The organism is Phenylobacterium sp., assembly GCF_041919955.1.
Lineage (GTDB): Bacteria > Pseudomonadota > Alphaproteobacteria > Caulobacterales > Caulobacteraceae > Phenylobacterium.
This window is the reverse complement of the sequence record NZ_JAYRSU010000007.1, coordinates 21,124-43,530: the sequence shown is the minus strand read 5'-3', so window position 1 is coordinate 43,530 and position 22,407 is coordinate 21,124. Positions and strand designations below refer to the sequence as shown.

At 68.1% G+C, this 22,407-nt stretch carries 22 protein-coding genes; 19 read left to right on the top strand and 3 right to left on the bottom strand.

The window, feature by feature from the left end; all coding sequences use genetic code 11:
* Positions 1-80: 80 nt before the first annotated feature.
* Positions 81-1,511 carry a metalloprotease TldD gene (gene tldD, locus ACE3T2_RS08115; protein WP_374656547.1) on the bottom strand — a complete coding sequence of 477 codons (1,431 nt, stop codon included), beginning with the start codon at positions 1,509-1,511 and terminating at the stop codon, positions 81-83.
* A gap of 340 nt (positions 1,512-1,851) precedes the next feature.
* Between tldD and coxB the strand changes: the two genes are divergently transcribed.
* The 12 genes from coxB to ACE3T2_RS08055 all read left to right on the top strand — a co-directional run bounded on the left by coxB (position 1,852) and on the right by ACE3T2_RS08055 (position 13,446).
* Positions 1,852-2,847 (top strand): cytochrome c oxidase subunit II, encoded by a 996-nt coding sequence (gene coxB / locus ACE3T2_RS08110; protein WP_374656545.1) that lies wholly within the window; start codon positions 1,852-1,854, stop codon positions 2,845-2,847.
* A 17-nt stretch (positions 2,848-2,864) separates the two neighbouring features.
* Positions 2,865-4,520, top strand: a complete 1,656-nt coding sequence (ctaD, locus tag ACE3T2_RS08105; RefSeq protein WP_374656543.1) for a cytochrome c oxidase subunit I — start codon at positions 2,865-2,867, stop codon at positions 4,518-4,520.
* Positions 4,521-4,601: 81 nt separating this feature from the next.
* Positions 4,602-5,573: a heme o synthase gene (gene cyoE, locus ACE3T2_RS08100; RefSeq protein WP_374656541.1), complete on the top strand. Its 972-nt coding sequence runs from the start codon at positions 4,602-4,604 to the stop codon at positions 5,571-5,573.
* A complete protein-coding gene (locus ACE3T2_RS08095) occupies positions 5,570-5,722 on the top strand; it encodes a hypothetical protein (protein ID WP_374656539.1) in 153 nt (50 codons plus the stop codon). The genes cyoE and ACE3T2_RS08095 overlap by 4 nt, the downstream gene beginning before the upstream one ends.
* Positions 5,703-6,341, top strand: coding sequence for a cytochrome c oxidase assembly protein (locus ACE3T2_RS08090; protein WP_374656537.1), 639 nt, complete (start codon positions 5,703-5,705; stop codon positions 6,339-6,341). Before ACE3T2_RS08095 ends, ACE3T2_RS08090 begins: the two co-directional genes overlap by 20 nt.
* A gap of 75 nt (positions 6,342-6,416) precedes the next feature.
* Positions 6,417-7,289 (top strand): cytochrome c oxidase subunit 3, encoded by an 873-nt coding sequence (locus ACE3T2_RS08085; protein ID WP_374656535.1) that lies wholly within the window; start codon positions 6,417-6,419, stop codon positions 7,287-7,289.
* An 8-nt stretch (positions 7,290-7,297) separates the two neighbouring features.
* Positions 7,298-7,657 carry a DUF983 domain-containing protein gene (locus ACE3T2_RS08080; RefSeq protein ID WP_374656533.1) on the top strand — a complete coding sequence of 120 codons (360 nt, stop codon included), beginning with the start codon at positions 7,298-7,300 and terminating at the stop codon, positions 7,655-7,657.
* The gene (locus tag ACE3T2_RS08075; protein ID WP_374656531.1) at positions 7,650-8,408 is read left to right on the top strand and encodes an SURF1 family protein; all 759 of its coding nucleotides are present in this window, start codon (positions 7,650-7,652) and stop codon (positions 8,406-8,408) included. The genes ACE3T2_RS08080 and ACE3T2_RS08075 overlap by 8 nt, the downstream gene beginning before the upstream one ends.
* Positions 8,408-9,802, top strand: a complete 1,395-nt coding sequence (thrC, locus tag ACE3T2_RS08070) for a threonine synthase (RefSeq protein WP_374656529.1) — start codon at positions 8,408-8,410, stop codon at positions 9,800-9,802. Before ACE3T2_RS08075 ends, thrC begins: the two co-directional genes overlap by 1 nt.
* Positions 9,803-9,857: 55 nt before the next feature.
* Positions 9,858-11,066 carry a M16 family metallopeptidase gene (locus ACE3T2_RS08065; protein WP_374656527.1) on the top strand — a complete coding sequence of 403 codons (1,209 nt, stop codon included), beginning with the start codon at positions 9,858-9,860 and terminating at the stop codon, positions 11,064-11,066.
* A 47-nt stretch (positions 11,067-11,113) separates the two neighbouring features.
* A complete protein-coding gene (locus ACE3T2_RS08060; protein ID WP_374656525.1) occupies positions 11,114-11,725 on the top strand; it encodes a GNAT family N-acetyltransferase in 612 nt (203 codons plus the stop codon).
* A gap of 62 nt (positions 11,726-11,787) precedes the next feature.
* Positions 11,788-13,446, top strand: coding sequence for a putative bifunctional diguanylate cyclase/phosphodiesterase (locus ACE3T2_RS08055; RefSeq protein WP_374656523.1), 1,659 nt, complete (start codon positions 11,788-11,790; stop codon positions 13,444-13,446).
* Between the two features lie 2 nt (positions 13,447-13,448).
* Here the strand turns inward: ACE3T2_RS08055 and ACE3T2_RS08050 are convergent, their stop codons facing one another.
* Entirely contained in the window at positions 13,449-14,015 is a 567-nt protein-coding gene (locus tag ACE3T2_RS08050) for a YqgE/AlgH family protein (protein ID WP_374656521.1), read from the bottom strand.
* Positions 14,016-14,128: 113 nt separating this feature from the next.
* On the opposite strand from ACE3T2_RS08050, the gene ACE3T2_RS08045 reads away from it, so the two are divergent.
* The gene (locus ACE3T2_RS08045; RefSeq protein WP_374656519.1) at positions 14,129-14,611 is read left to right on the top strand and encodes a peroxiredoxin; all 483 of its coding nucleotides are present in this window, start codon (positions 14,129-14,131) and stop codon (positions 14,609-14,611) included.
* Positions 14,612-14,650: 39 nt separating this feature from the next.
* On the opposite strand, the gene ACE3T2_RS08040 is transcribed toward ACE3T2_RS08045, so the two are convergent.
* Positions 14,651-16,399 carry an acyl-CoA dehydrogenase gene (locus ACE3T2_RS08040; protein WP_374656517.1) on the bottom strand — a complete coding sequence of 583 codons (1,749 nt, stop codon included), beginning with the start codon at positions 16,397-16,399 and terminating at the stop codon, positions 14,651-14,653.
* 139 nt (positions 16,400-16,538) lie between these two features.
* Between ACE3T2_RS08040 and ACE3T2_RS08035 the strand changes: the two genes are divergently transcribed.
* Genes ACE3T2_RS08035 through ACE3T2_RS08010 form a run of 6 tightly spaced genes read left to right on the top strand, consistent with a single transcriptional unit; the run spans position 16,539 to position 22,389 of the window.
* On the top strand, positions 16,539-17,144 hold the full coding sequence (locus ACE3T2_RS08035; protein ID WP_374656515.1) for a YceI family protein: 606 nt from the start codon (positions 16,539-16,541) through the stop codon (positions 17,142-17,144).
* Between the two features lie 9 nt (positions 17,145-17,153).
* On the top strand, positions 17,154-18,446 hold the full coding sequence (locus tag ACE3T2_RS08030; protein WP_374656513.1) for a YceI family protein: 1,293 nt from the start codon (positions 17,154-17,156) through the stop codon (positions 18,444-18,446).
* Between the two features lie 8 nt (positions 18,447-18,454).
* Positions 18,455-19,342 carry an L-threonylcarbamoyladenylate synthase gene (locus ACE3T2_RS08025; protein WP_374656754.1) on the top strand — a complete coding sequence of 296 codons (888 nt, stop codon included), beginning with the start codon at positions 18,455-18,457 and terminating at the stop codon, positions 19,340-19,342.
* Positions 19,343-19,367: 25 nt separating this feature from the next.
* Positions 19,368-20,777: an FAD-binding oxidoreductase gene (locus tag ACE3T2_RS08020; protein WP_374656511.1), complete on the top strand. Its 1,410-nt coding sequence runs from the start codon at positions 19,368-19,370 to the stop codon at positions 20,775-20,777.
* A gap of 6 nt (positions 20,778-20,783) precedes the next feature.
* Complete coding sequence (yaaA, locus tag ACE3T2_RS08015) at positions 20,784-21,587, top strand: peroxide stress protein YaaA (RefSeq protein ID WP_374656509.1); 804 nt, start codon at positions 20,784-20,786, stop codon at positions 21,585-21,587.
* A 4-nt stretch (positions 21,588-21,591) separates the two neighbouring features.
* A complete protein-coding gene (locus tag ACE3T2_RS08010) occupies positions 21,592-22,389 on the top strand; it encodes a 3-hydroxybutyrate dehydrogenase (protein WP_374656507.1) in 798 nt (265 codons plus the stop codon).
* Positions 22,390-22,407 lie beyond the last annotated feature (18 nt).

The following is a 22,407-nucleotide window of genomic DNA, read 5'->3' as shown; positions in this document are numbered from 1 at the left end:
AGACCAATTAAATCCAGGAAATGTGGATTAATTATCCGAAATGTTTCCGGCGGTTACGTTGGTTCGGCCCTTGTACCGTCTCAGATATTGGTGCCGCCGACTGTCAGTCCGGTGATCTTCAGCGACGGCTGGCCCACGCCGACCGGGACGCTCTGGCCCGACTTGCCACAGACACCGACGCCGGGGTCGAAGTCGAAATCGTCGCCGATCATGGTCACGCGCGTCAGGGCCGAAGGACCGTCGCCGATCAGGGTCGCGCCCTTCACGGGGGTGGTGATCTTGCCGTCCTCGATCAGGTAGGCCTCGGTGCATTGGAAGACGAACTTGCCGTTGGTGATGTCCACCTGGCCGCCGCCGAAGTTTGCGCAATAGAGGCCGCGCTTGGTCGAGGCGATCATCTCCTCGCGCTTGTGGTCGCCGCCCAGCATGGCGGTGTTGGTCATTCGCGGCATCGGCATGTGGGCGTAGGACTGGCGGCGGCCGTTGCCGGTCGCGGTCAGGCCCATCAGGCGTGCGCTCATCCGGTCGTGCATGTAGCCGACCAGGATGCCGTCTTCGATCAGGACCGTCCGCTCGGTGGGCGTGCCCTCGTCGTCGACGGTCAGCGAGCCGCGGCGGCCGGGCAGGGTGCCGTCGTCGAAGACCGTGACGCCGGGGGCGGCGACGCGCTGGCCGATCTTGCCCGAGAAGGCCGAGGTGCCCTTGCGATTGAAGTCGCCTTCCAGCCCGTGGCCGACCGCCTCGTGCAGCAGCACGCCGTTCCAGCCGGGGCCCAGCACCACGTCCATCTCGCCGGCGGGGCAGGGAACGGCGTCAAGATTGACCAGGGCCTGGCGCAAGGCCTCCTCGGCCTGCTCCTGCCACTTGTCGGGGGTGATCCAGGCCTCGAAGCCGGCGCGCCCGCCGGCCCCGGCGAATCCGTTCTCGCGCTTGCCGTCCTTTTCGACCGTCACCTGAACGTTCACCCGGCAGAGCGGGCGCACGTCGCGGATGAGCCGGCCGTCGGCGCGCAGGATCTCGACGATCCGCCGCTCGCCGGCCAGGCTGGCCATGACTTGGACCACGCGCGGGTCCCGCGCCCGCGCCCACGCGTCGATTTCCTGCAGCAGGGCGACCTTGTCGGAGAAGGCGGGCGAGGCGGTCGGATCGTCTTCGCCGTAGAGCTTGGTGTTGGTGGCGCGCGGACCCTCGGCCGAAACGCCGCTATAGCCGCGCTTGGCGAGGGCGGAGGACTGGGCCGCCCGCTTCAGCGCGGCCTCGGACACTTCGCTGGAGTGCGAATAGCCGGCCGTCTCGCCCGCCACGACCCGCAGACCGAAACCTTCCGACGAATCATATGAGGCCGACTTCAGCCGTCCGTCGTCGAACAGGAAGGCCTCGCTTTCCGAACGTTCGACGAACAGTTCGCCGTCGTCGGCTCCGGCCAGCGCTTCGCCGAGGATCTCGCGGGCTCGTTCCGGGGCGACGCCTGCGGAGTCGAGGATCGAAGGGGCGGAGGTCAGGGCGTTCATGACATGGCTTTCGAGAGACGAGCCCACAGAAATAGGGGCTTGGCGCGCAAACGTCACCCCACGGCGCGTCTATCGGCGCCTTGTTGCGCGGTCGCGCGCTTAACCTTCCGAAGTTATGCGAGATACCGGTTTTTCAGGCCTTGGCGGGGCCTTGCCGCGACGTCGACAGCGAGACATTGCGCCATAGGGGGGCTTGGCGTCTTGGCAAGCCCCGGGAGAGCGCGTATGGACCCCGGCTTAAGGGCGGGGCCTCGCGGTTTGCGCGGTCCCCGCCTCGATTCCAGTCGGCGGGGGCGATCGTCTTTCGCGAGGCGCGGCCGGCCAAGCAGACCGAGGGGACATGAAGTCTAGGGTTCAGGGCATGCGGACGTGGGCGGCGGCCGCCGCGGCGGGCGCAACGTCGGCGTTCTGGGGCGTCCAGGCGTTCGCGGAAGAATTGGTGGGGCAGCCGACGCCCAAGGGCATCGGCCTGCAGCCGGCGGCTGCGCCGCTGAAGCACGCGGCGCACGACTTCCACGATTTGATACAGCTGCCGATCATCACGCTGATCTCGGTGTTCGTGCTGGCGCTGCTCATCTGGGTGGTCATCCGCTACAACAAGAAGTCGAACCCGGTTCCCGCCAAGTGGAGCCACAACACGATGATCGAAGTGATCTGGACGGTGGTTCCCGTCCTGATCCTGATGTTCATCGCGATCTTCTCGTTCCGGCTGCTGTTCGCCTACAACGACATGCCCAAGCCGGACCTGACCGTGAAAGCGACCGGCTACCAGTGGTACTGGGGCTACGAGCTGCCGGACCAGAAGGTCAGCGAGTTCGTTTCGAACATCCTTCCGGAAGACGAAGCCAAGAAGCGCAACGTTCCCTACCGTCTGGCGGCGACCGAACCGCTGGTGGTCCCGGTCAACAAGAACGTCCGCGTTCTGGTCACCGGCGCCGACGTGATCCACGCCTTCGCCATGCCGGCCTTCGGCCTGAAGATCGACGCGGTCCCCGGCCGTATCAACGAGACCTGGTTCCGCGCCGAAAAGGTCGGCACCTATTATGGCCAGTGCTCGGAACTCTGCGGCGTCGACCACGCGTTCATGCCGATCGAAATCAAGGTCGTGACCCAGCCGGAATTCGAAGCCTGGGTGGCTTCGAAGGGCGGCTCCATGACGGCTGACGCGCCCGCCGCTCCGGCCGTCGCCGCCCCGGCTGCTGCGCCCGCTGCGGCCCCGGCCGCCGAAGGCGCCGAGGCTCCGGCTGCTGCGACGGCTCCCGCCGCCGCGCCCGCCGCCGCTCCGGCCCCGACCTCCACGCCCGCCGCGCCCGCCGCGGCGCCGGCCGCGAAATGAGCCTAGGACATAGTAAGATGGCACAAGCCGCAGCTCACGATCATCACGACGAAGCCGACCACAAGCCCGGCTTCATCGCCCGTTGGTTCTTCTCGACCAACCACAAGGACATCGGCACGCTCTACATCCTGTTCGCCATCATGGCGGGCCTGGTGGGCGGCGCGCTGTCGGGCCTTATCCGCTGGGAACTGGCCGAGCCGGGCATCCAGGTCTTCACCAAGGGCTCGCTGCTCGACCAGCTGGGCCTGATCGAAGCCTCCAAGCACGGCTTCAACGCCGTCGTCACCGCCCACGCCCTGATCATGATCTTCTTCATGGTCATGCCGGCGCTGATCGGCGGGTTCGGCAACTGGTTCGTGCCGCTGATGATCGGCGCGCCGGACATGGCCTTCCCGCGCATGAATAACATCTCCTTCTGGCTGCTGGTCGCCGCCTGGGTGCTGATGCTGACCTCGATGTTCGTCGACGGCGGCCCCGGCCACGGCTTCGGCGGCGGCTGGACGGCTTATCCGCCCTTGTCGACGTCAGGACATACGGGCCCTGCCATGGACTGCGCGATCCTCGCGCTCCACCTGGCCGGCGCCTCGTCCATCCTGGGCGCCATCAACTTCATCACCACCATCTTCAACATGCGCGCGCCGGGCATGACCCTGCACCGTATGCCGCTGTTCGTGTGGTCCGTGCTGGTCACCGTCTTCCTGCTGCTGCTCTCGCTGCCCGTCCTGGCCGGCGCGATCACCATGCTGCTGACCGACCGCAACTTTAACACCCACTTCTTCGACGCGGCCGGCGGCGGGGACCCGATCATGTACCAGCACCTGTTCTGGTTCTTCGGTCACCCCGAGGTGTACATCCTGATCCTGCCGGGCTTCGGCATCATCAGCCACATCGTCTCGACCTTCTCGCGCAAGCCGGTGTTCGGCTACCTGGCGATGGCCTACGCCATGGTCGCCATCGGCTTCATCGGGTTCATCGTGTGGGCCCACCACATGTACACCGTGGGCATGAGCATCAACCTGCGCGCCTACTTCGTGGCCGCCACGATGGTCATCGCGGTTCCCACCGGCGTGAAGATCTTCTCCTGGATCGCCACGATGTGGGGCGGCTCCATCGACTTCAAGACGCCCATGCTCTGGGCGATGGGCTTCATCTTCCTGTTCACCGTCGGCGGCGTGACCGGCGTGGTCCTCGCCAACGCCGGCATCGACTACAGCCTGCACGACACCTATTACGTGGTCGCCCACTTCCACTACGTGCTGTCGCTGGGCGCCGTCTTCGCCATCTTCGCGGGCTTCTACTACTGGTTCGAGAAGATGTGGGGCGTGAAGTACCGCGAGTGGCTCGGCCAGCTGCACTTCTGGGTCATGTTCGTCGGCGTGAACCTGATCTTCTTCCCGCAGCACTTCCTGGGCCTGCAAGGCATGCCGCGTCGCTACGTCGACTATCCGGAAGCCTTCACCTACTGGAACCACGTCTCCTCGATCGGTTACCTCGTGACCCTGGTCGGCGTGGGCGTGTTCCTCCTGGTGCTGATCGACGCGATGGTCTTCCGCCGCAAGGCCGAGGCCAATCCGTGGGGCGAAGGCGCCACCACCCTCGAGTGGACCCTGTCGTCGCCGCCGCCGTTCCACCAGTTCAACGAACTGCCGGTGGTCAAGCCGGACCTGCACTAGGTCCGGCCCCATCAAGACTTCTGAGGGGCGCGGGCTGGGACATTCCAGCGCGCGCCCTTCGGTCGTTTTGGGAGTATCCTGATGGCCATGTCGCCAGCCGTTTCACGATCCAGCGCCCCCCCGCGGTGGCAGGACTATGTCCAGCTGCTGAAACCCCGCGTGATGTCGTTGGTGATCTTCACCGCGATCACCGGACTGGTGTGCGCGGGAACGGACGTGAACCCGGTGCTGGGCGCCGTGGCGATCTTCTGCATCGCGGTCGGCGCCGGCGCCTCGGCGGCCTTCAACATGTGGTACGACGCCGACATCGACGCCAAGATGCGCCGCACCCGCGCGCGTCCGGTGCCGTCCGGCAAGGTCCAGGGCGCGGACGCCCTGGCCATGGGCGTCGTCCTGTCGCTGTTCTCGGTCATGCTGTTGGGCATGACGACCAACTGGCTGGCGGCGGGCCTGCTGGCCTTCACCATCTTCTTCTACGCTGTCGTCTACACGATGTGGCTCAAGCGCTCGACGCCGCAGAACATCGTCATCGGCGGCCTCGCTGGCGCCCTGCCGCCGGTGATCGGGTGGGCCGCCGCCACGGGCGCCGCGCCGCTGAACGCCTGGCTGCTGTGCGCCATCATCTTCATGTGGACCCCGCCCCACTTCTGGGCCCTGTCGCTCTACACCAGCGAGGACTATCAGAAGGCGGGCGTGCCGATGATGCCGGTGACCGCCGGCGCGGCCTCCACCCGCAAGCAGATCCTGGTCTACAGCCTGCTGTTCGTGCCCCTCTGCATCGTACCCGCCTTCACCAGCCTGGGCGGGGCGACTTATCTCGCCGTCTCGGCGATTGGCGGCCTCGTCTTCCTGATCCTGGCTTGGCGCGTGTTCCGCAGTCGCGCGGGCGAAGCAGGCGGCCAGCGCAACGACGACGGCCTCTACGACGTGAAGGCCAGCTCGAAAGACGCGCGCAACCTCTTCGCCTTCTCGATCCTCTACCTGACCCTGCTGTTCGCGACCCTGCTGGCCGAGCATCTGCTGGGCCTGCCTACCGTCGGAGTCTTTACGTGAGCGAGCCCACCCACGATCCCGTCGTCGAAGCCCGCGCCCGTCGCGGCCGCAACATCGCTCTGGCGCTGGGGCTCGTGCTGTTCGTCGTCCTGGTGTTCGTCGTGACGATCGTGCGTTTGGGAGGCAGTGTTGGCCACCGACCCTTCTAGTTCCGAGCTTTCTCCGACCGCCAGGCGCAACCGCAAGGTCGCGCTCTATTGCGCGCTCGGTTTCGTCGGCATGATCGGCGCGGCCTACGCCTCGGTGCCGCTCTACAAGGCTTTCTGCCAAGTCACCGGCTTCGACGGCACGGTGCGCAAGGCGCAGGCCGCGCCCGACAAGATGCTCGAGCGCAAGCTGACCATCCGTTTCGACGCCAACGTCCGCGACCTGCCTTGGACATTCACGGCCGAGCAGGTCACCCAGGAAGTGCGAATCGGCCAGACAGGCCTCGCCTTCTTCAAGGTCACCAACAATGGCGACAAGCCGGTCACCGGCCGGGCGATTTATAATGTCGTGCCGGAATCGGCCGGCGCGTACTTTCAGAAGCTCGAATGCTTCTGCTTCTCGGACCAGACGATTCCGGCCAAGACGACCATCGAATTCCCGGTCGTCTACTTCGTGGATCCCAAGTTCGCAGAGGATTTCGAGACGAAGGGCAAGGGCGAGGTGACCCTCTCCTACACCTTCTTCCCGTCGGTTGAGGCCCAGCGCGGCGAAAAGCGCGCGGACGCGACGCCGGCAAAGCACTCTTCCGCCCTTGGCGTACAGGCCAAGGCGGGGCTATAGCGTCACGCGAAATGTCTTTCGCCGGCCCGAGAGAGGGGCGGGCGATTGTAGGATCTGAGAGGGGTTAGGACCGAAATGGCCCACGGCGAAGTTAAGCACGACTACCACCTGCTGCCGCCCAGCCCGTGGCCGCTGGTGGGCTCCGCCTCCGCCACGATCATGGCGCTCGGCCTGGTGATGTGGATGAAGGGCCTGTTCGGCGTCGAGAAGTCGCCGTGGCTGTTCGCGGCCGGCCTGGCCGGCGTCCTCTACACCATGTTCGGCTGGTGGTCGGACGTGATCAAGGAATCGAAGGCTGGCGACCACACGCCGGTCGTCTCGATCGGCCTGCGATACGGCATGATCATGTTCATCGCTTCCGAAGTGATGTTCTTCGTCGCCTGGTTCTGGATTTTCTTCGAAATGGCCCTGTTCCACGGCCACCGGACGCTGTCCTCGATCGAGGAAGTCCGCGCCGCCTGGGCGACCTGGCCGCCGGCGGGCATCGAAACCGTCCCGGCCTGGAACCTGCCGCTGGTCAACACCCTGACCCTGCTGCTGTCGGGCACCACGGTCACCTGGGCGCACCATGCGCTGCAGCAGGGCGACCGCAAGGGGACCAAGATCGCCCTGACCCTGACCATCCTGCTCGGGATCATGTTCACCGCGATCCAGGCCTACGAGTACCACCACATCCTCGAGCACAAGTACTTCTTCGGCGCCGAGACCCAGGCCAATTCGGGCCTCTATGGCTCGTCGTTCTTCATGGCGACCGGGTTCCATGGTTTCCACGTGCTGATTGGAACCATCTTCCTGGCCGTCTGCCTGATCCGCTTGCTGCGTGGCGGTTTCACCCCGCAGAAGCATTTCGGTTTCGAGGCGGCCGCCTGGTACTGGCACTTCGTCGACGTGGTGTGGCTGTTCCTGTTCGCCTTCATCTACGTCGTGTTCGGCGGGGCGGGCCACTAGGCCCGCCGATGATGGACAGCCCCAACCCGCTGCTGGCCGGCCTGAAAGGCCGTTGTCCGAACTGCGGGGTGGGGCGTCTGTTTTCCGGTTTCCTGACGGTCGCCCCGGCCTGCGACCACTGCGGCTACAATTTGGCCAAGGCCGATTCCGGAGACGGCCCCGCCGTCTTCGTGATCCTCATCGCCGGCTTCCTCTGCGCCTTCGCCATGCTCTTCGTCGAGATGGCCTACAAGCCGCCGATCTGGGTCCACCTCGTCGTCTTCCTGCCCCTGACCCTGGCGGTCTGCATCGGCCTGCTGCGGCCGCTGAAGGGCGTGCTGCTGGCCGCCCAGTTCGCCAACCACGCGTCGGAAGCACGGAATGACTGACGCGCCGCGTCGTATTCCCGTCGGCCTGACGATCGCCGTCGCCATCTCCCTGACGATCCTGATCGGCCTCGGCACGTGGCAACTCCAGCGGTTGAGCTGGAAGGAGGGGCTGTTGGCGCGCGTCGCCGCGCTTCAGGCCGCGGCCCCGATTTCGGGCGACGCCGCGCTGGAACGCATGGGCGCCGGCGCCGACCTCGACTTCACCCGCGTTCGCCTCACGTGCGTCGGCCTGACCAGCGCGCCCTATCTCGAACTGTTCTCGGTGCGTGAAGGCAAGGCCGGCTCGCGTCTGGTCTCGGCCTGCCGGGTCGCCAGCAGCCGCTACAAGACCCTCCTCGTCGACCGCGGCTTCGTCATCGACGAGGTGTCGGCTCGCCCGCCGGTCAATGTCTCCGACCTGGCTCCGGTCGAGATGGTGGGCGTGCTGCGCAAGCCTGAGCCCGGCAACCTGTTCAGCCCGGCGAACGACGCGGCGGCCAATCGCTGGTACGTGCGCGACGTGCCGGCCATGGCGAAGGCGCTCAAGGCCGACGCCCCGGCGCCGCTGGTGCTGATGGCCGAGACCTCGTCCAACCCGGATTGGAAGGCGCTCGATCCCGCCCCGCTGCCGGCGGACATCCCCAATCGTCACCTCGAATACGCCCTGACCTGGTACGGCCTTGCAGCCGCCTTGGTCGGCGTCTATGCCGCCATGCTCTGGCGAAACTTCCGCCGACAAGGCTCCCGGCCCGGCGAAGAACGGAAATCCTGATGCGGTACGTCTCTACCCGGGGGCAGTCGCCCTCGGTCGGCTTTGTCGATGCTGTCCTGGCCGGCCTGGCCCCTGACGGCGGCCTCTATGTGCCGGAAGAGTGGCCGAGCTTCACCCAGGCCGAGATCGCCGCCTTCGCCGGCCGCCCCTATGCCGAGGTCGCCGCCGCCGTCCTCGGCAAATTCGTGGGCGATGAGATCGAAGCCGGCGTCCTCGCTGAGATGTGCGCCGAGGCCTATGCCAGCTTCACCCACGCGGCGGTCGTGCCGGTGCGCCAGATCGCGCCGGGCGGATTCATCGCCGAACTGTTTCACGGCCCGAGCCTGGCCTTCAAAGACGTGGCCATGCAGCTGCTGGCCCGGCTCTCCGACCATGTGCTGAGCGCGCAGAAGCGCACTCAGACCATTCTCTGCGCAACGTCTGGCGACACCGGCGGCGCGGCGGTCGAGGCTTTCCGCGGCCGCTCCAACACCAAGATCGTGGTGATGTTCCCCGACGGCCGGATTTCAGAGGTCCAGCGCCGCTTCATGACCACCGCCGAGGAGGACAACGTCCGCTGCGTGGCCGTCGCCGGCGACTTCGACGACTGCCAGGCGATCCTCAAGACCGCGCTCTCCGACGCGTCGCTGAAGCAGGCGGTCGGACTGTCGGCGGTCAACTCGATCAACTTCGCCCGCATCGTCGCCCAGAGCGTCTACTACTTCACCGCCGCCGTGGCGCTGGGCGCGCCGCATCGCGAGATCGCCTTCGCCGTGCCCTCGGGCAATTTCGGCGACGGCTTCGCGGGGTATGTGGCCAAGCGCATGGGGCTGCCGATCGCCAGGATCATCGTCGCGACCAACTCCAACGACATCCTGGCCCGCGCCTTTGAAGACGGCCGCTATGTGCGTGGAGTGACGGCCCCGACCCAGTCGCCGGCGATGGACATTCAGTCGGCGTCCAACTTCGAGCGCCTGTACTTCGAGTGCGTGCGTCGCGACGGCGTCGAGACCGCCCGCGCCTTCGCCGCCTTCGCCGAGACCGGTGGGGTGGACATCCCGCCCCAGGCCCTCGCCGCCATGCGCGAGACGTTCACCGGGGTCTCGGTTGGGGAAGGCGACACCACCCGGACCATCGTCGCCACCCTGCGCGAGACCGGCGAGCTGATCGATCCGCACACCGCGGTCGGGGTTGTCGGCATGCAACGCGCCCGCGCCGTAACCGCCGCGCCCATCGTGGTGCTCTCGACCGCCCACGCCGCCAAGTTCCCGGAAACCGTTTCGGCCGCGACCGGCGAGACTCCGGTCATGCCGCGCAACGCCGCGCACCTTTCGGCGAAGGCCGAACGGTTCGACCGCCTCCCCGCTGACGCCGAGACCATCAAGGCCTATGTAAGGGCCTTTGCGGAAGGCTGACCAACTGCCCAACATCCATCGCCTATCCAATGGGGTTCGCGTCGTCTGCGATCCCATGCCCGGCCTCGAGACCCTCGCTCTTTCCGTTGTCGCCGGCCGTGGCGCGCGCTCGGAGGACGAGGAGCGCTCCGGCTGGTCGCATCTGCTGGAGCACATGGTCTTCAAGGGCGCGGGGAACCGTTCGGCCCGCGACATCGTCGAGGTGATCGAGGCCCAGGGCGGCCAGATCAACGCGGCCACCGGGTACGAGCGCACCAGCTTCCAGGTCCGCGCCCTGAAGGGCGGGCTCGATCTCGGCTCGGCGGTGCTGGCCGACCTGGTACAGCGGCCGACCATGGACGCCGGCGATCTGGCCCGGGAGGTCCAGGTGGTCGGCCAGGAGATCGCCGAGGCGGCCGACACGCCCGACGACCACGTCTTCGAGATGGCGCAGGACGCCGCCTTCGCCGGCCAGCCGCTAGGCCGTCCCATTCTAGGCACGGATGCTTCGATCGCCCGCGCAGATCCCGCGCGTCTGTCCGCCTGGCGCGCGCAGCTTTATGCGCCTGACACCCTGGTGATCAGCGCCTCGGGCGCGGTCGACGAGGATGAGCTGCTGGCCCTGGCGGAGCGCGACTTCGGCGCGGCGTCGGGCGCCGGCGTGCAGAACCCGTCGCCGGCGGCCTTCGAGGGCGGGGCGCGCAAGCTGGCCAAGCCGCTGGAGCAGGCGAACCTGGTCTTTCTGCTGCCGACGGTAGGCGTGCGCGACCCGGCCTATTTCGCCCTGCGGCTCTTCGCCGAAATTCTCGGCGGCGGCATGGCCTCGCGCCTGTTCCAGGAAGCGCGCGAGAAGCGCGGCCTCGCGTATGCGGTGGACGCCTACTCCGAAACCTATGCCGACACTGGCGTGCTGGGAATCTTCGCCGGCTGCGCGGCCAAGGACGCGGCTGAGTTGGCGCGGGTCGCGGCAGGCGAGGTGAAGGGCATGGCCGGTGGCGTTAGCGAGCCGGAACTGGCCCGAGCCAAGGCCCAGCTCAAGGCCTCGATGTTCATGGCTCGCGAGCAGCCGCTGTCGCGCGCCGAGCAGGCGGCGGTCCAGGTGCTGCTGTTCGACCGCACTCTGCCGCCGGCCGAGCTGGCCGAGCAGATCGATGCGGTCAGCCAGGCCGACCTGGAGGCCTTGGGCGCGCAGATGCTGGCCCAGCGACGTTCGGCCGGCAGCGTGCTCGGCCCAAAGGCCGCGCTGAAGGGCGCCGAGGCGTTCCAGGCCGCCCTCTTCGGCTGAGCGCCTGACACTTGACGAGCCCCGGTCCTTCCCGCGACTCTCTCGCAATGGCCCTGTTGGACTGGATCGCGCCGGAGAGCGGCCTTCGCATCGAAGGCGACGGCGTGCGCCTGCGCCCGCCCCGCGCCTCGGATTTCGCAGAGTGGCGGGAGTTGCGCGCCCAGTCGCGCGATTTCCTGCAGCCCTGGGAACCGACCTGGCCGGACGACGATCTGACCCGTGCGGCCTTCCGCCGCAGACTGGCCGCCTACGCCCGCGACCGGGAGGCCGGGACGGCTTTTCCATTCTTCGTTTTTCGCGCTCGCGACGACGCTCTGACCGGCGGAATCACCCTTTCCAATGTCCGCCGCGGCGTCGCGCAGATGGGCTCGGTCGGCTACTGGTGTGGCCAACCCTTTACCCAGCAAGGCCTGACGCTGGCGGCCACGCGCGCGCTCTCGGTTTTCGCCTTCCGCACGCTCGCCCTGCACCGGCTGGAGGCGGCCTGCCTGCCCAGCAATGCGCCGTCCCGCAAACTCCTCAACCGGGCCGGGTTTCGGGAAGAGGGGCTCGCCCAGGCTTATCTGAAAATTAACGGCGTGTGGCGAGATCATGTCTTGTTCGGACTTGTGTCCCCCTTGCGGGTGCACGAGGCGCCGGGCGACGAGGTGTCTGTTTAGCGCGCTTCGGCTGTCGTGGGCCGAACCGCTCTGCGGGCGTTGGCCATGAATGTCTTGAGACAATGCCGAACGATCGTTGGAGCTGGGACCCCACCGCGACCCTTGAGGCCCTAGGCGCCGCAGATGTCGCGCTCTGGCTGTGGGAGCCGGAAAAAGACCGGATGCGCATTACGGGCGCATCGCGTGCGCTGGGCCTGGGGCCGTTGGCCCCCGAATGCTCTTCCGCGGCAATGCGCGCCCTGGCCCTGCCGCCAGATCGGGCTCAGGCCGAGGACATCCTTCGCATTCAGGAGCCGGGCTCGGACATCGCCGTGCGGCTGCGCATGCGCGGCGGCGGCGTCTGCATCTGGCGCGGCGTGTGGCTGGAGGAGGGCGTGCGCGCTGCTGGCGTCATCGCCCCGGAAACCAAATTCGCCGCCAGCGACCAGGACAACCTGACGGGCCTGCTGGACCGCCGCAGCTTCGTCACGCGGGCGCGCGAGCGGCTGCAGAGCCCCGGCCAGCACGAGCTGGTCGTCGCCGACCTCGACCGCCTGCGCCGGCTGAACGAGGCCCTGGGCCACGAGCGGGCCGATCTGGTGCTTGCCGCGCTCGGCTCGCGTCTGGCCGCCGCCTTCCCGCCGCACGCCCTGTTGGCCAGGGTCGGCGAGGACGAGTTCGCGGTTCTGACGCCCGTCTCGCGGCCGTCGGCCGCTGAGACACTGCGCCAGGCGCTGGAGCAGCCGCTCCGGGTCGCCGGCTTCGACATCCACCCGACACTCTCCATCGGCGCTGTCGAGGCGACGGGCGGGGAGGACGCGCCGGAAGCGGCCGAGCTGCTGCGCCGGGCTGAGCTGGCGGTCGAGGCGGCCAAGAGCGGCGGGCGCGGCGGCGCCGCCGCCTATGGCCGCAGCCTGGAGAGCGACGGGCTCTCGCGCCTGGCTCTCGAAAGTGATCTGCGCGGCGCCTTCGGCCGCAACGAGATCGTGCCGTTCTACCAGCCGATCGTCCGTCTCTCGACCGGCGCGCTGTCGGGCTTCGAAGCCCTGGTGCGCTGGCGTCACCCGCGTCGCGGCCTGCTGACGCCCGACCAGTTCCTGCCGCTGTGCGAGGAAATGGGCCTGATGAGCGAGCTGGGCGCGCTGATGATGCGCCAGGCTGGCCATCAGCTGGCGGTCTGGCGTCGGGACCATCGCGCGGCCGGCGAACTGACCGTGGCCGTGAACCTCTCGACCGGCGAGATCGACCGCCCCGACCTGATCGCCGACGTCTCGGCCATCCGCCGTGAGACCGGCCTGCCGCCGGGCGCGCTGAAGCTGGAAGTCACCGAAGGCGACGTCATGCGCGACCCCGACCGGGCCGCCGTCATCCTGCGCGACCTTCGCGCGGCCGGCGCGGCCTTGGCGCTGGACGATTTCGGCACCGGCTTCTCCTCGCTCAGCTACCTGACGCGCCTGCCGTTCGACACCTTGAAGATCGACCGCTACTTCGTGCGCACCATGGCCACCAACGAGGGTTCGGCGAAGATCGTCTCCTCGGTCGTGAAGCTGGGGCAGGACCTGTCGCTGGAGGTCGTCGCCGAAGGCGTGGAGAACGCGCAGATGGCTCGCCAGCTGCTCTCGCTGGGGTGCGACTACGGCCAGGGCTTCGGCTACGCGCCGGCGCTCTCGCCGCAGGAAGCCGAGGTCTATCTCAATGAAAGCTATGTCGACGGCGCTGCGCCGGTGAAGGCGCGGGGCTAGGTTCAGGCCCGGCCTGCGGTCGAACTCAGCAGGCTGGCGTCGACCCCGATCTTGGCCAGGGCCTGCGACCATTTGTGGGCATGATCGGCGCCGAAGATCAGCGCCTCGTCGGGCTCGCACGTCAGCCAGACGTTCTCGCGCAGCTCCATCTCCAGCTGGCCCGCGCCCCATCCCGAATAACCCAGCGCCAGCAACGAACGGCGCGGCGGGTGCAGGCCGGCCATGGCCTCAAGGACCTCGCGCGTCGCGGTCAGCGCGACGCCGTCAGCCACGAACAGACTGTGGTCGTCGGACATGTAGTCGTCGGTGTGCAGAACGAATCCGCGTTCGCGGTCGACCGGCCCGCCCAGCAGCACCAGATCGGGCGCCATCTCCGTGCTGGGCGTCACGTCCAGGCGGGTCAGCAAGTCGGGCAGGGTCAGGCCCTCGACCGGCCGGTTCACCGCCACGCCCATGGCATGGCCCTCGTCGTGGGCGCAGATGAGCACCACCGCCCGCTCGAATCGGGGATCGCCGATGCCGGGCATCGCGATCAGCATCTTGCCGGTCAGAAACTCGCCGCCTTCCATCCCTCGAATTTGACGCCGATCGCGGCGCTTTCAAGTCATCCCTTTACACAAGGCCGTTGAAGCCGCCGCCCAGCGCGTTATCTGGAGACGAACCTGACCTCGGAGAGACAATCATGACCATCAAAGTCGGCGACAAGCTGCCCGCCGCCACCTTCTCGGCCGGCACGGCCGAAGGCCCACGCCCCATGACCACCGACGAGATCTTCGCCGGCAAGAAGGTCGCGCTGTTTGCGGTGCCGGGCGCCTTCACGCCCACCTGCTCGGCCCGCCACCTGCCGGGCTTCAAGGACCACCTCGCCGACTTCAAGGCCAAGGGCGTCGACGCCATCGCCTGTGTCTCGGTCAACGACGCCTTCGTCATGAAGGCCTGGGGCGAGAGCCAGTCGGTGCTGGGCGACATCCTGATGCTGGGCGACGGCAACGGCGACTTCACCAAGGCCGTGGGCTTGGAGATGGACGCCTCCAAGTTCGGCATGGGCGTGCGCTCGCAGCGCTATTCGATGATCGTCGAGGACGGCGTGGTGAAGGAGCTCAACGTCGAGGCTCCGGGCGAGTTCAAGGTCTCGGCCGCCGACTACATGCTGGCCCAGCTCTGAGACGGCCTCAGCGGCGCCCGTCCGGGCGCCGCTGACGGTTCACGCTTCTAGAGCCTCTGCGCCGACGGCCTCAAGGTCGTCGGCGTTTTCCGTGAGCCCGTCGGCCAGGCCGGGCGCCAGGGCCAGCACCTGGCTGGCATAGATCCGCGCCAGGGCCGCCTTGCTGCGGCTCCAGGCGTCGTCGGCCCCGGCCACGGCGAGGGCCTGACGGCCCAGCATCCAGCCGCCGATCACGTCGCCGGCCAGCTTCAGATAGGGCGTCGCGGCCGCCAGGGCGTTCGGGCCCTTGTTCTGCAGGATCCAGTCGGTGGCGCGCTCCAGCGCGGCGATCCCCGCCTCCAGCCGCTCGCCGACGCGGGCGAGGCCCGGCGCGGCCTTCAGGTCGGCGACACTCGCGCTCATGTCGGCGCAGAGGGCGTCCATCACCCCGCCGTTCTCCATCGGGACCTTGCGGCCGATCAGGTCGATGGCCTGGATGCCGTTGGTGCCTTCGTAGATCGGGGCGATGCGGGCGTCGCGATAGTGCTGGGCCGCGCCCGTTTCCTCGATGAAACCCATGCCGCCATGGATCTGCACGCCCATGGAGGCGACTTCGACGCCGATGTCGGTCGACCAGGCCTTGGCGATCGGGGTCAGCAGCTCCTGGCGGGCCTTCGCCGTGGCGCGTTCGGCCTCGCTGGCCGCCAGCCGGCCCTGGTCGGCCAGCACGCCGGTGCTCATGCAGATGCCGCGGGCGGCCTCGATCTTGGCCTTCATCAGCAGCAGCGAGCGGCGCACGTCGGGGTGGCCGTAGAGCGGGGCCGGCTGCTCGGCCGACCAGACCGCGCGGCCCTGCCTGCGCTCCTGGGAGAAGGCCAGCGCCTGTTGGAAGGCGCGCTCGGCGATAGCCACGCCCTGGACCCCGACCTGCAGGCGCGCGGCGTTCATCATGACGAACATGTGGGCGATGCCGTTGTTGATCTCGCCGACCAGCTCGGCCTTGGCGCCTTCGAACAGCATGACGCAGGTGGGTGAGCCGTGGATGCCCAGCTTATGCTCGATGGAGCCGGCGCGCAGCTCGTTGGCGACGCCGAGCGAACCGTCGTCCAGCACCTCGCGCTTGGTGGCCAGGAACAGCGAGATGCCCTTCACGCCGGGCGGTGAGTCGGGCAGGCGGGCCAGCACGAGGTGGCAGATGTTGTCGGCCGCGTCGTGGTCGCCCCAGGTGATGAAGATCTTCTGGCCGTAGAGGCGATACCCGCCCTGGCCGTCCGGTTCGGCGCGGGTGGTGACGGCGGCCAGGTCCGAACCGGCCTGCGGCTCGGTCAGGTTCATCGTGCCGGTCCATTCACCGGAGACCAGCTTGGGCAGCACCAGGGCCTTCTGGCGTTCGGTGCCGTGCAGGTCGAGCGCCTCGATCGCGCCCTGGGTCAGCATCGGGCAGAGGCCGAAGGCCATGTTCGAGGCGTGCACCATCTCGAACACCGCCAGTTCCATGGCCTTGGTCAGGCCCTGGCCGCCATGCTCTGGATCGGCCGACAGCGAGTTCCAGCCGCCGGCCACGAAGGCCTGGTACGCATCGGCGAAGCCGGGGGCGGCGATGACCTTGCCGTTCTCGTACTTCGCACCGACCTGGTCGCCCTTGCGGTTCAACGGGGCGAGCTGCTCTTCGGTGAAGGCGCCGGCCGCTTCGAGCACCGCCGTGACCGTGTCGTCGTCGAGTTCCGTGAAGGACGTCGACACCAGCGCCGGATGCCCGGCGATCTTCAACGAAAGGGCGAGGTCACGGACAGGCGCGCGGAAGGTCATGCAGAACTCCGGAAAATGCGCTCGTTCTTTAGGCCAGACCCCTTGCGCCTCCAAGCCCTCACGGCTTCGTGAGCTTGACCTTTCTGCACGCCGTGCAAGATCGGCCCGGGCCAGATTTGGGAACTTCAGCGAGGGCGTGATGACCTTCCGCACCCTGATGGCCGCTTGCCTGGCGACGACGTTCGCCTCGGCGGCTTCGGCCGCGCCGACCGCGCAGGACCCCGCCCGCGTTCCGCCTGGCGAATACGTCCTCGATAAGAGCCATGCCAGCCTGGTGGTGAAGGTCGCCCATATGGGCTTTTCCGGTTACACGATGCGGTTTGACAGGCTGGGCGGGACGTTCACCTACGATCCGGCGGCCTGGAGCACGACCAAGGCGACGATCACCGTGGATCCGGCTTCGATCAGCACCGGCCAGGCCAGCTTCGACCGCGAGATCGCCGGTCCGAAGTTCTTCGACTCAGGCCGCTATCCGGCGATCACCTTCGTCACCACCGCCCTTTCCGCCGACGCCCAGGGCCACGGCCAGGTCGTCGGCGACCTGACCCTTCACGGCGTGACCCGGCCCGTTACGTTGGACACCGTCTTCAATGGCGTCGGGCCGGGCATGCTCGGGGTCGGAACCCGCCTCGGCTTTTCCGGCCATGGGCGCATCAAGAGATCGGATTTCGGGGTCGACGCCGTCAGTTCGCTGGTGGGCGACGACGTGGACCTCGCGTTCGAAGTCGAGTTCACCAGGAAGTAGCAGCACTCCATGACATCCCCTGCGCGCGACCGCTACAGCGCCGTCGCCATCGTCCTTCACTGGCTGATCGCCGCTGCGATCGTGTTTCAGGTCATCATCGCCTGGCGCATGGGCGGAGGCCGTACGCCGGAAGGCTTCGCCCTCGTCCAGCTGCATAAGTCGGTCGGCATCACCGTCCTGCTGCTCAGCCTCCTGCGGCTGGCCTGGCGGCTGACGCACAAGCCGCCGGCCCTTCCCGCGGAAATGGCCGGCTGGGAGAAGCTGCTGGCCAAGGTGGCTCACATCGGTCTCTACGTGATCATGATCGGCCTGCCGATCACGGGTTGGATCATGGTTTCGGCCAGCCGCATCCAGGTGCCGACCCTGCTCTACGGCGCGATCCCATGGCCGCACGTGCCGGGCATCGCCCACTTGGCCGCCCCGGCCAAGTCGGCTTGGCACGGCTTCGCCGAGGAGAGCCACGAGATCCTGGCCTGGGCGACTTACATTCTGGTCGCCCTGCACGTGGCTGGCGCGCTCAAGCACCAGCTGTTCAGCAAGGATGAGCCGATCCTGGCCCATATGGCGCCGGGGACCAAGCCGGGCGCCTGGTTCGACCCGCGGGTGATCGTCATCGCCGTGGCGGCCCTCGGCGTGATCGGCGCCGGCTACGCCGTGCGGCCCGCCCCGCCGGCCTCCAAGCCGCTGCCGCCCCCGCCGCCGGTGGTCGAGGAGGCTCCGGCCGAGGTCGCCGCCGCTCCGACGGCGGAAACGCCCTCCACGACGACTGAACCTGCGCCCGCGACCGCCGAACCGGCCTCCACCGAGCCGTCGGTCTGGAAGGTCGCCTCGGGTTCGACCCTGAGCTTCGCCACCTCCTGGAGCGGCTCCTCCATCGAGGGCCGCTTCAACCGCTGGACCGCCGACATCCTCTTCGGCCCCGAAGCGCTGGACCGCTCGAAGGTCAGCGTCAGCATCGACCTGGCCTCGGCCGTCTCCGGCGACCAGCAGCGCGACGAGTCCATGCAGGGCGAAGACTGGTTCGACACCGCCAAGCACGCCAAGGCGACCTTCACCGCCACCCGCTTCGAGAAGACCGGCGACAACCGCTACGTCGCTCACGGCCAGCTCAGCCTGCGCGGGGTGACCAAGCCGGTCCGCCTGCCGTTCACCCTGAAGATCGAGGGCGACAAGGCGCGGGTCAGCGGTGTAACCACCCTCGACCGCACGGCCTTTGGCGTCGGACAGGGCGAGTGGACGAGCACCGATCAGATTCCGGCGCAGGTGAAGGTCAGCATCAACCTGACCGCGACGCGCAAATAGAGGCCGCTATCGGCGCCTTGCGCGCCGGGCGCCTCATCATCCTGCCGACCGAGACGGTCTATGGCCTGGGCGGCGACGCGTCCGATGCGGACGCGGTCGCCGCCATCTTTGCGGCCAAGGGGCGTCCCGCGTTCAACCCGCTGATCTCGCACGTCGCTGACTTGGCGGCGGCCGAGAAAATCGCGCTCTTCGACGACCGGGCGCGGGCCCTGGCGGAAGCGTTCTGGCCGGGACCGCTGACCCTGGTCCTGCCGATCACGCCGGACACCCCGGTCTGTGATCTGGCGCGGGCCGGGCTGGACACCGTCGCCGTGCGCGCCCCGGCCCATCCCCTGGCGCGGGCGGTGCTGGAGCGCTTCGGCGGGCCCGTGGTCGCGCCCTCGGCCAACCGCTCGGGGCGGCCCAGTCCGACCACCTACGCCGACGCCATGGAGGAGACCGGCGAGGCGGTCGCCGCCGCCCTCGACGGCGGTCCTTGCGAGGTCGGCCTGGAATCCACCGTCATCGCGCTGCTGGACCAGCCGCGGCTGTTGCGACCCGGCTCGGTCACCCGCGAGGAGATCGAGGCGGTGATCGGCCCGCTGGCGGAGGCGGAGGCCGACGCCAAACGCTCGCCGGGGCGCCTGGCGCGTCACTATTCGCCCAAGGCTCCGGTGCGTCTGAATGCGGCGGCCGCAGAGCCTGGCGAGGCGTATCTCGCCTTCGGACCCGGCGAGCATCGCTGGAACCTCAGCCCCGCGGGCGACCTGCGCCAGGCGGCCGCCCGGCTGTTCGCCTATCTGCGCGAGGCCGACCGCACCGATCCCTCGGCCATCGCGGTCGCCCCGATCCCGAACGAGGGCCTGGGCGAGGCCATCAATGATCGTCTCAAGCGCGCCGCCGGCTATGTCGGCTAGGCGCACAAGCCGTTAAGCTCGCCTCATGACCCTTCCTGTTCCCGCCGACGTCATTTCCCGCCTCAAGGCCGTGCTGGGCGAGGGCGGCTGGAGCCAGGACCCCGACCGCCTGGCGCCCAAGCTGATCGAGTGGCGGGACCGCTGGCAGGGACAGACGCCGTTCCTGGCTCTGCCGAAGACCGTCCAGCAAGTCGCCGCCGTGGTCGGCGTCTGCGCCGAAACCGGCACGCCGATCGTGCCCCAGGGCGGCAACACTGGCCTCGTCGGCGGACAGATCCCGCTGGGCGAGATCCTGCTCTCGACCGAGCGTATGCGGGCGATCCGCGACATCGACGCCTTCGACGACGTGCTGGTGGCCGAGGCCGGCGTGACCCTGCAGGCCGCGCATGAAGCGGCGCTGGAGAAGGGGCGGCGCTTCCCGCTCGACATCGCCTCGCAGGGCACCGCCACCATCGGCGGCATCGTGTCGACCAACGCCGGCGGTACGGCGGTCCTGCGCTACGGGAACACCCGCGAGCTGGTGCTCGGCCTGGAGGCCGTGCTGCCGAACGGCGAGATCTGGAACGGCCTCAAGCGCCTGCGCAAGGACAACACCGGCTACGACCTAAAGCAGTTGCTGATCGGGGCCGAGGGCACGCTGGGGGTGGTCACCGCAGCCAGCCTGAAGCTGTTCCCGGTGCTGGTCTCGCGCGCGACCGCGGTCGTGGCGGTCGACAATCCCGAAGCGGCGATCAAACTGCTGGCCCGCGCCAAGGACGAGGCCGGCGGCGCGGTCGAGGCCTTCGAGCTGATGGGCCGGCGCGGGATCGAGTTCGTGCTGAAGAACATCCCGAACCAGCGCGATCCGCTAAGCGAGGTCCATCCCTGGTACGTGCTGGTCGAGATCGCCTCGGGCGAGCCGATGGCGGCCGAGAACGCCATGGAACGGCTGCTCTCCAAGGCGCTGGACGACCGTCTGATCCGCGACGCCGCCGTCGCCCAGAACGAGACCCAGGCCAAGGCCTTCTGGTCGGTGCGCGAGAACCAGTCGCCGGGCCAGAAGCCGGAAGGCGCGACCTGGAAGCACGACGTCTCCGTTCCGGTCAGCCGGGTGGCCGAGTTCCTGAATCAGGCCACCGCGCGGATGGAGGCGCTGGTTCCCGGCGCGCGAGTCACCGCCTTCGGCCATGTCGGCGACGGCAACATCCACTACGACGTGATCCGGCCCGACGGCGGGGATGACGCGACGCACTCGGCGCTGCGTGGCGAGGGGTCGCGCATCGTCCACGACATCGTCGCTTCGATGGGGGGCTCGATCTCGGCCGAGCATGGCCTGGGGTCGATGAAGACCGAGGAGGCGCGGCGCTACAAGTCGCCGGTCGAGGTTGCGGCCCTAGCGGCGATCCGGCAAAGCCTGGACCCGAAGCGGATCATGAATCCGCGAGTCCTTTTCTGAGCCTCCATGCTGATCGTCATCTCCCCCGCCAAGGCGCTCGATTTCACGCGGCCGGAAGGCGCCGTCGCCATGACGACGCCGCAGATGGGGGAGGACATCGCCGAGCTGTCGGCCGTGGCCAAGAAGCTCAAGGTCTCGGACCTCAAGAAGATGATGGACCTGTCGGACAAGCTGGCCGAGCTGAACCGTGAGCGGTTCGCGGCCTTTGATCCGACAATGGAGGACGGGCTGCAGGCCGCCTTCGCCTTCAATGGCGACGTCTATTCGGGCCTGAAGGCGCGTGAACTGGACAAGAAAGGCCTTTCCTATGCGCAGAAGCACCTGCGCATCCTCTCCGGCCTCTACGGTCTCTTGCGCCCGCTCGACGCGATCCAGCCCTATCGCCTGGAGATGGGCGTGCGGATCAAGACCAAGCGGGGCGCCAGCCTCTACGACTTCTGGGGCGAGAAGATTTCGCATGCCCTGAACGAGGCCGCAGCCGGCCACAAGGACAAGACCCTCGTGAACTGCGCCAGCCAGGAATATTTTGGCTCGGTCGATCGCGCGGCGATCAAGCTGCCGGTGGTCACGGCCAAGTTCTATGAAGAGAAGGATGGCGAGGCGAAGATCATCTCGTTCTACGCCAAGAAGGCGCGGGGCCTGATGGCGCGCTACGCCATCGACAACCGCATCGAGAAGGCCGCCGACCTTCGGGCCTTCGACGTGGAAGGCTATCGCTTCCAGGCGAGCGCCTCGAGCGAGACCGAGTGGGTGTTCTCGCGCCCGCAGCCCCCGCCGCCCTCGGCGGCAAGGACCCAGAAGAAGGACTGATCGCATGGCCGTCGATTATGGACTGCAGGGCCATGTGGCCGTCATCACCGGCTCGACCAGCGGCATCGGTCAGGCGATGGCCGCCTCGCTCGCCGAGCAGGGCGTCAACGTCGTCCTCAACGGCTTCGGCGATCCGGCCAAGATCGAGGCCGACCGCGCCGCGCTGGAGCGGCGGACCGGAGCGAAGATCCGCTACCACGGCGCCGACATGCTGAAGGCCGACGAGGTCGCCGACATGGTCGACTTCGCCCGCCGCGAGTTCGGCCGCCTCGACATTCTGGTCAACAATGCGGGCTTCCAGCACGTGGCGCCGATCGACGAGTTCCCGGTCGAGACCTGGAACAACCTGATCGGGGTCGTGCTGACCTCGACCTTCCTGGCGACCCGCGCCGCCCTGCCGATCATGAAGGCGCAGGGGCGCGGGCGGATCGTCAACATCGCTTCGGCCCATGGCCTCGTGGCTTCGCCGTTCAAGTCGGCCTATGTGGCCGCCAAGCACGGCGTGGTCGGCTTCACAAAGGTGACGGCGCTGGAGACCGCCAAGCTGGGCATCACGGCCAACGCCATCTGCCCCGGCTATGTGAAGACCCCGCTGGTCGAGGCCCAGATCGCCGACCAGGCCAAGGCGCGTGGCATTCCCGAGGACCGGGTGATGGAAGAGGTCATCCTGGCCGCCCAGCCGAACAAGAAGTTCGTGGAGTACGAGCACCTGGCCGGCATGCTGCTCTACCTGGTCTCGGACATGGGGGCCTCGGCGACCGGCGCGGCCATGGTGCTGGACGGCGGCTGGACGGCGGCCTGAGCCGCCGTCGCTCGATTG

Bases quoted from the DNA above. Each gene is read 5' to 3' on its own strand.
- tldD (WP_374656547.1), bottom strand. From the start codon at position 1,511: ATGAACGCCCTGACCTCCGCCCCTTCGATCCTCGACTCCGCAGGCGTC.
- coxB (WP_374656545.1), top strand. From the start codon at position 1,852: ATGAAGTCTAGGGTTCAGGGCATGCGGACGTGGGCGGCGGCCGCCGCG.
- ctaD (WP_374656543.1), top strand. From the start codon at position 2,865: ATGGCACAAGCCGCAGCTCACGATCATCACGACGAAGCCGACCACAAG.
- cyoE (WP_374656541.1), top strand. From the start codon at position 4,602: ATGGCCATGTCGCCAGCCGTTTCACGATCCAGCGCCCCCCCGCGGTGG.
- ACE3T2_RS08085 (WP_374656535.1), top strand. From the start codon at position 6,417: ATGGCCCACGGCGAAGTTAAGCACGACTACCACCTGCTGCCGCCCAGC.
- ACE3T2_RS08080 (WP_374656533.1), top strand. From the start codon at position 7,298: ATGATGGACAGCCCCAACCCGCTGCTGGCCGGCCTGAAAGGCCGTTGT.
- ACE3T2_RS08075 (WP_374656531.1), top strand. From the start codon at position 7,650: ATGACTGACGCGCCGCGTCGTATTCCCGTCGGCCTGACGATCGCCGTC.
- thrC (WP_374656529.1), top strand. From the start codon at position 8,408: ATGCGGTACGTCTCTACCCGGGGGCAGTCGCCCTCGGTCGGCTTTGTC.
- ACE3T2_RS08065 (WP_374656527.1), top strand. From the start codon at position 9,858: ATGCCCGGCCTCGAGACCCTCGCTCTTTCCGTTGTCGCCGGCCGTGGC.
- ACE3T2_RS08060 (WP_374656525.1), top strand. From the start codon at position 11,114: ATGGCCCTGTTGGACTGGATCGCGCCGGAGAGCGGCCTTCGCATCGAA.
- ACE3T2_RS08055 (WP_374656523.1), top strand. From the start codon at position 11,788: ATGCCGAACGATCGTTGGAGCTGGGACCCCACCGCGACCCTTGAGGCC.
- ACE3T2_RS08050 (WP_374656521.1), bottom strand. From the start codon at position 14,015: ATGGAAGGCGGCGAGTTTCTGACCGGCAAGATGCTGATCGCGATGCCC.
- ACE3T2_RS08045 (WP_374656519.1), top strand. From the start codon at position 14,129: ATGACCATCAAAGTCGGCGACAAGCTGCCCGCCGCCACCTTCTCGGCC.
- ACE3T2_RS08040 (WP_374656517.1), bottom strand. From the start codon at position 16,399: ATGACCTTCCGCGCGCCTGTCCGTGACCTCGCCCTTTCGTTGAAGATC.
- ACE3T2_RS08035 (WP_374656515.1), top strand. From the start codon at position 16,539: ATGACCTTCCGCACCCTGATGGCCGCTTGCCTGGCGACGACGTTCGCC.
- ACE3T2_RS08030 (WP_374656513.1), top strand. From the start codon at position 17,154: ATGACATCCCCTGCGCGCGACCGCTACAGCGCCGTCGCCATCGTCCTT.
- ACE3T2_RS08020 (WP_374656511.1), top strand. From the start codon at position 19,368: ATGACCCTTCCTGTTCCCGCCGACGTCATTTCCCGCCTCAAGGCCGTG.
- yaaA (WP_374656509.1), top strand. From the start codon at position 20,784: ATGCTGATCGTCATCTCCCCCGCCAAGGCGCTCGATTTCACGCGGCCG.
- ACE3T2_RS08010 (WP_374656507.1), top strand. From the start codon at position 21,592: ATGGCCGTCGATTATGGACTGCAGGGCCATGTGGCCGTCATCACCGGC.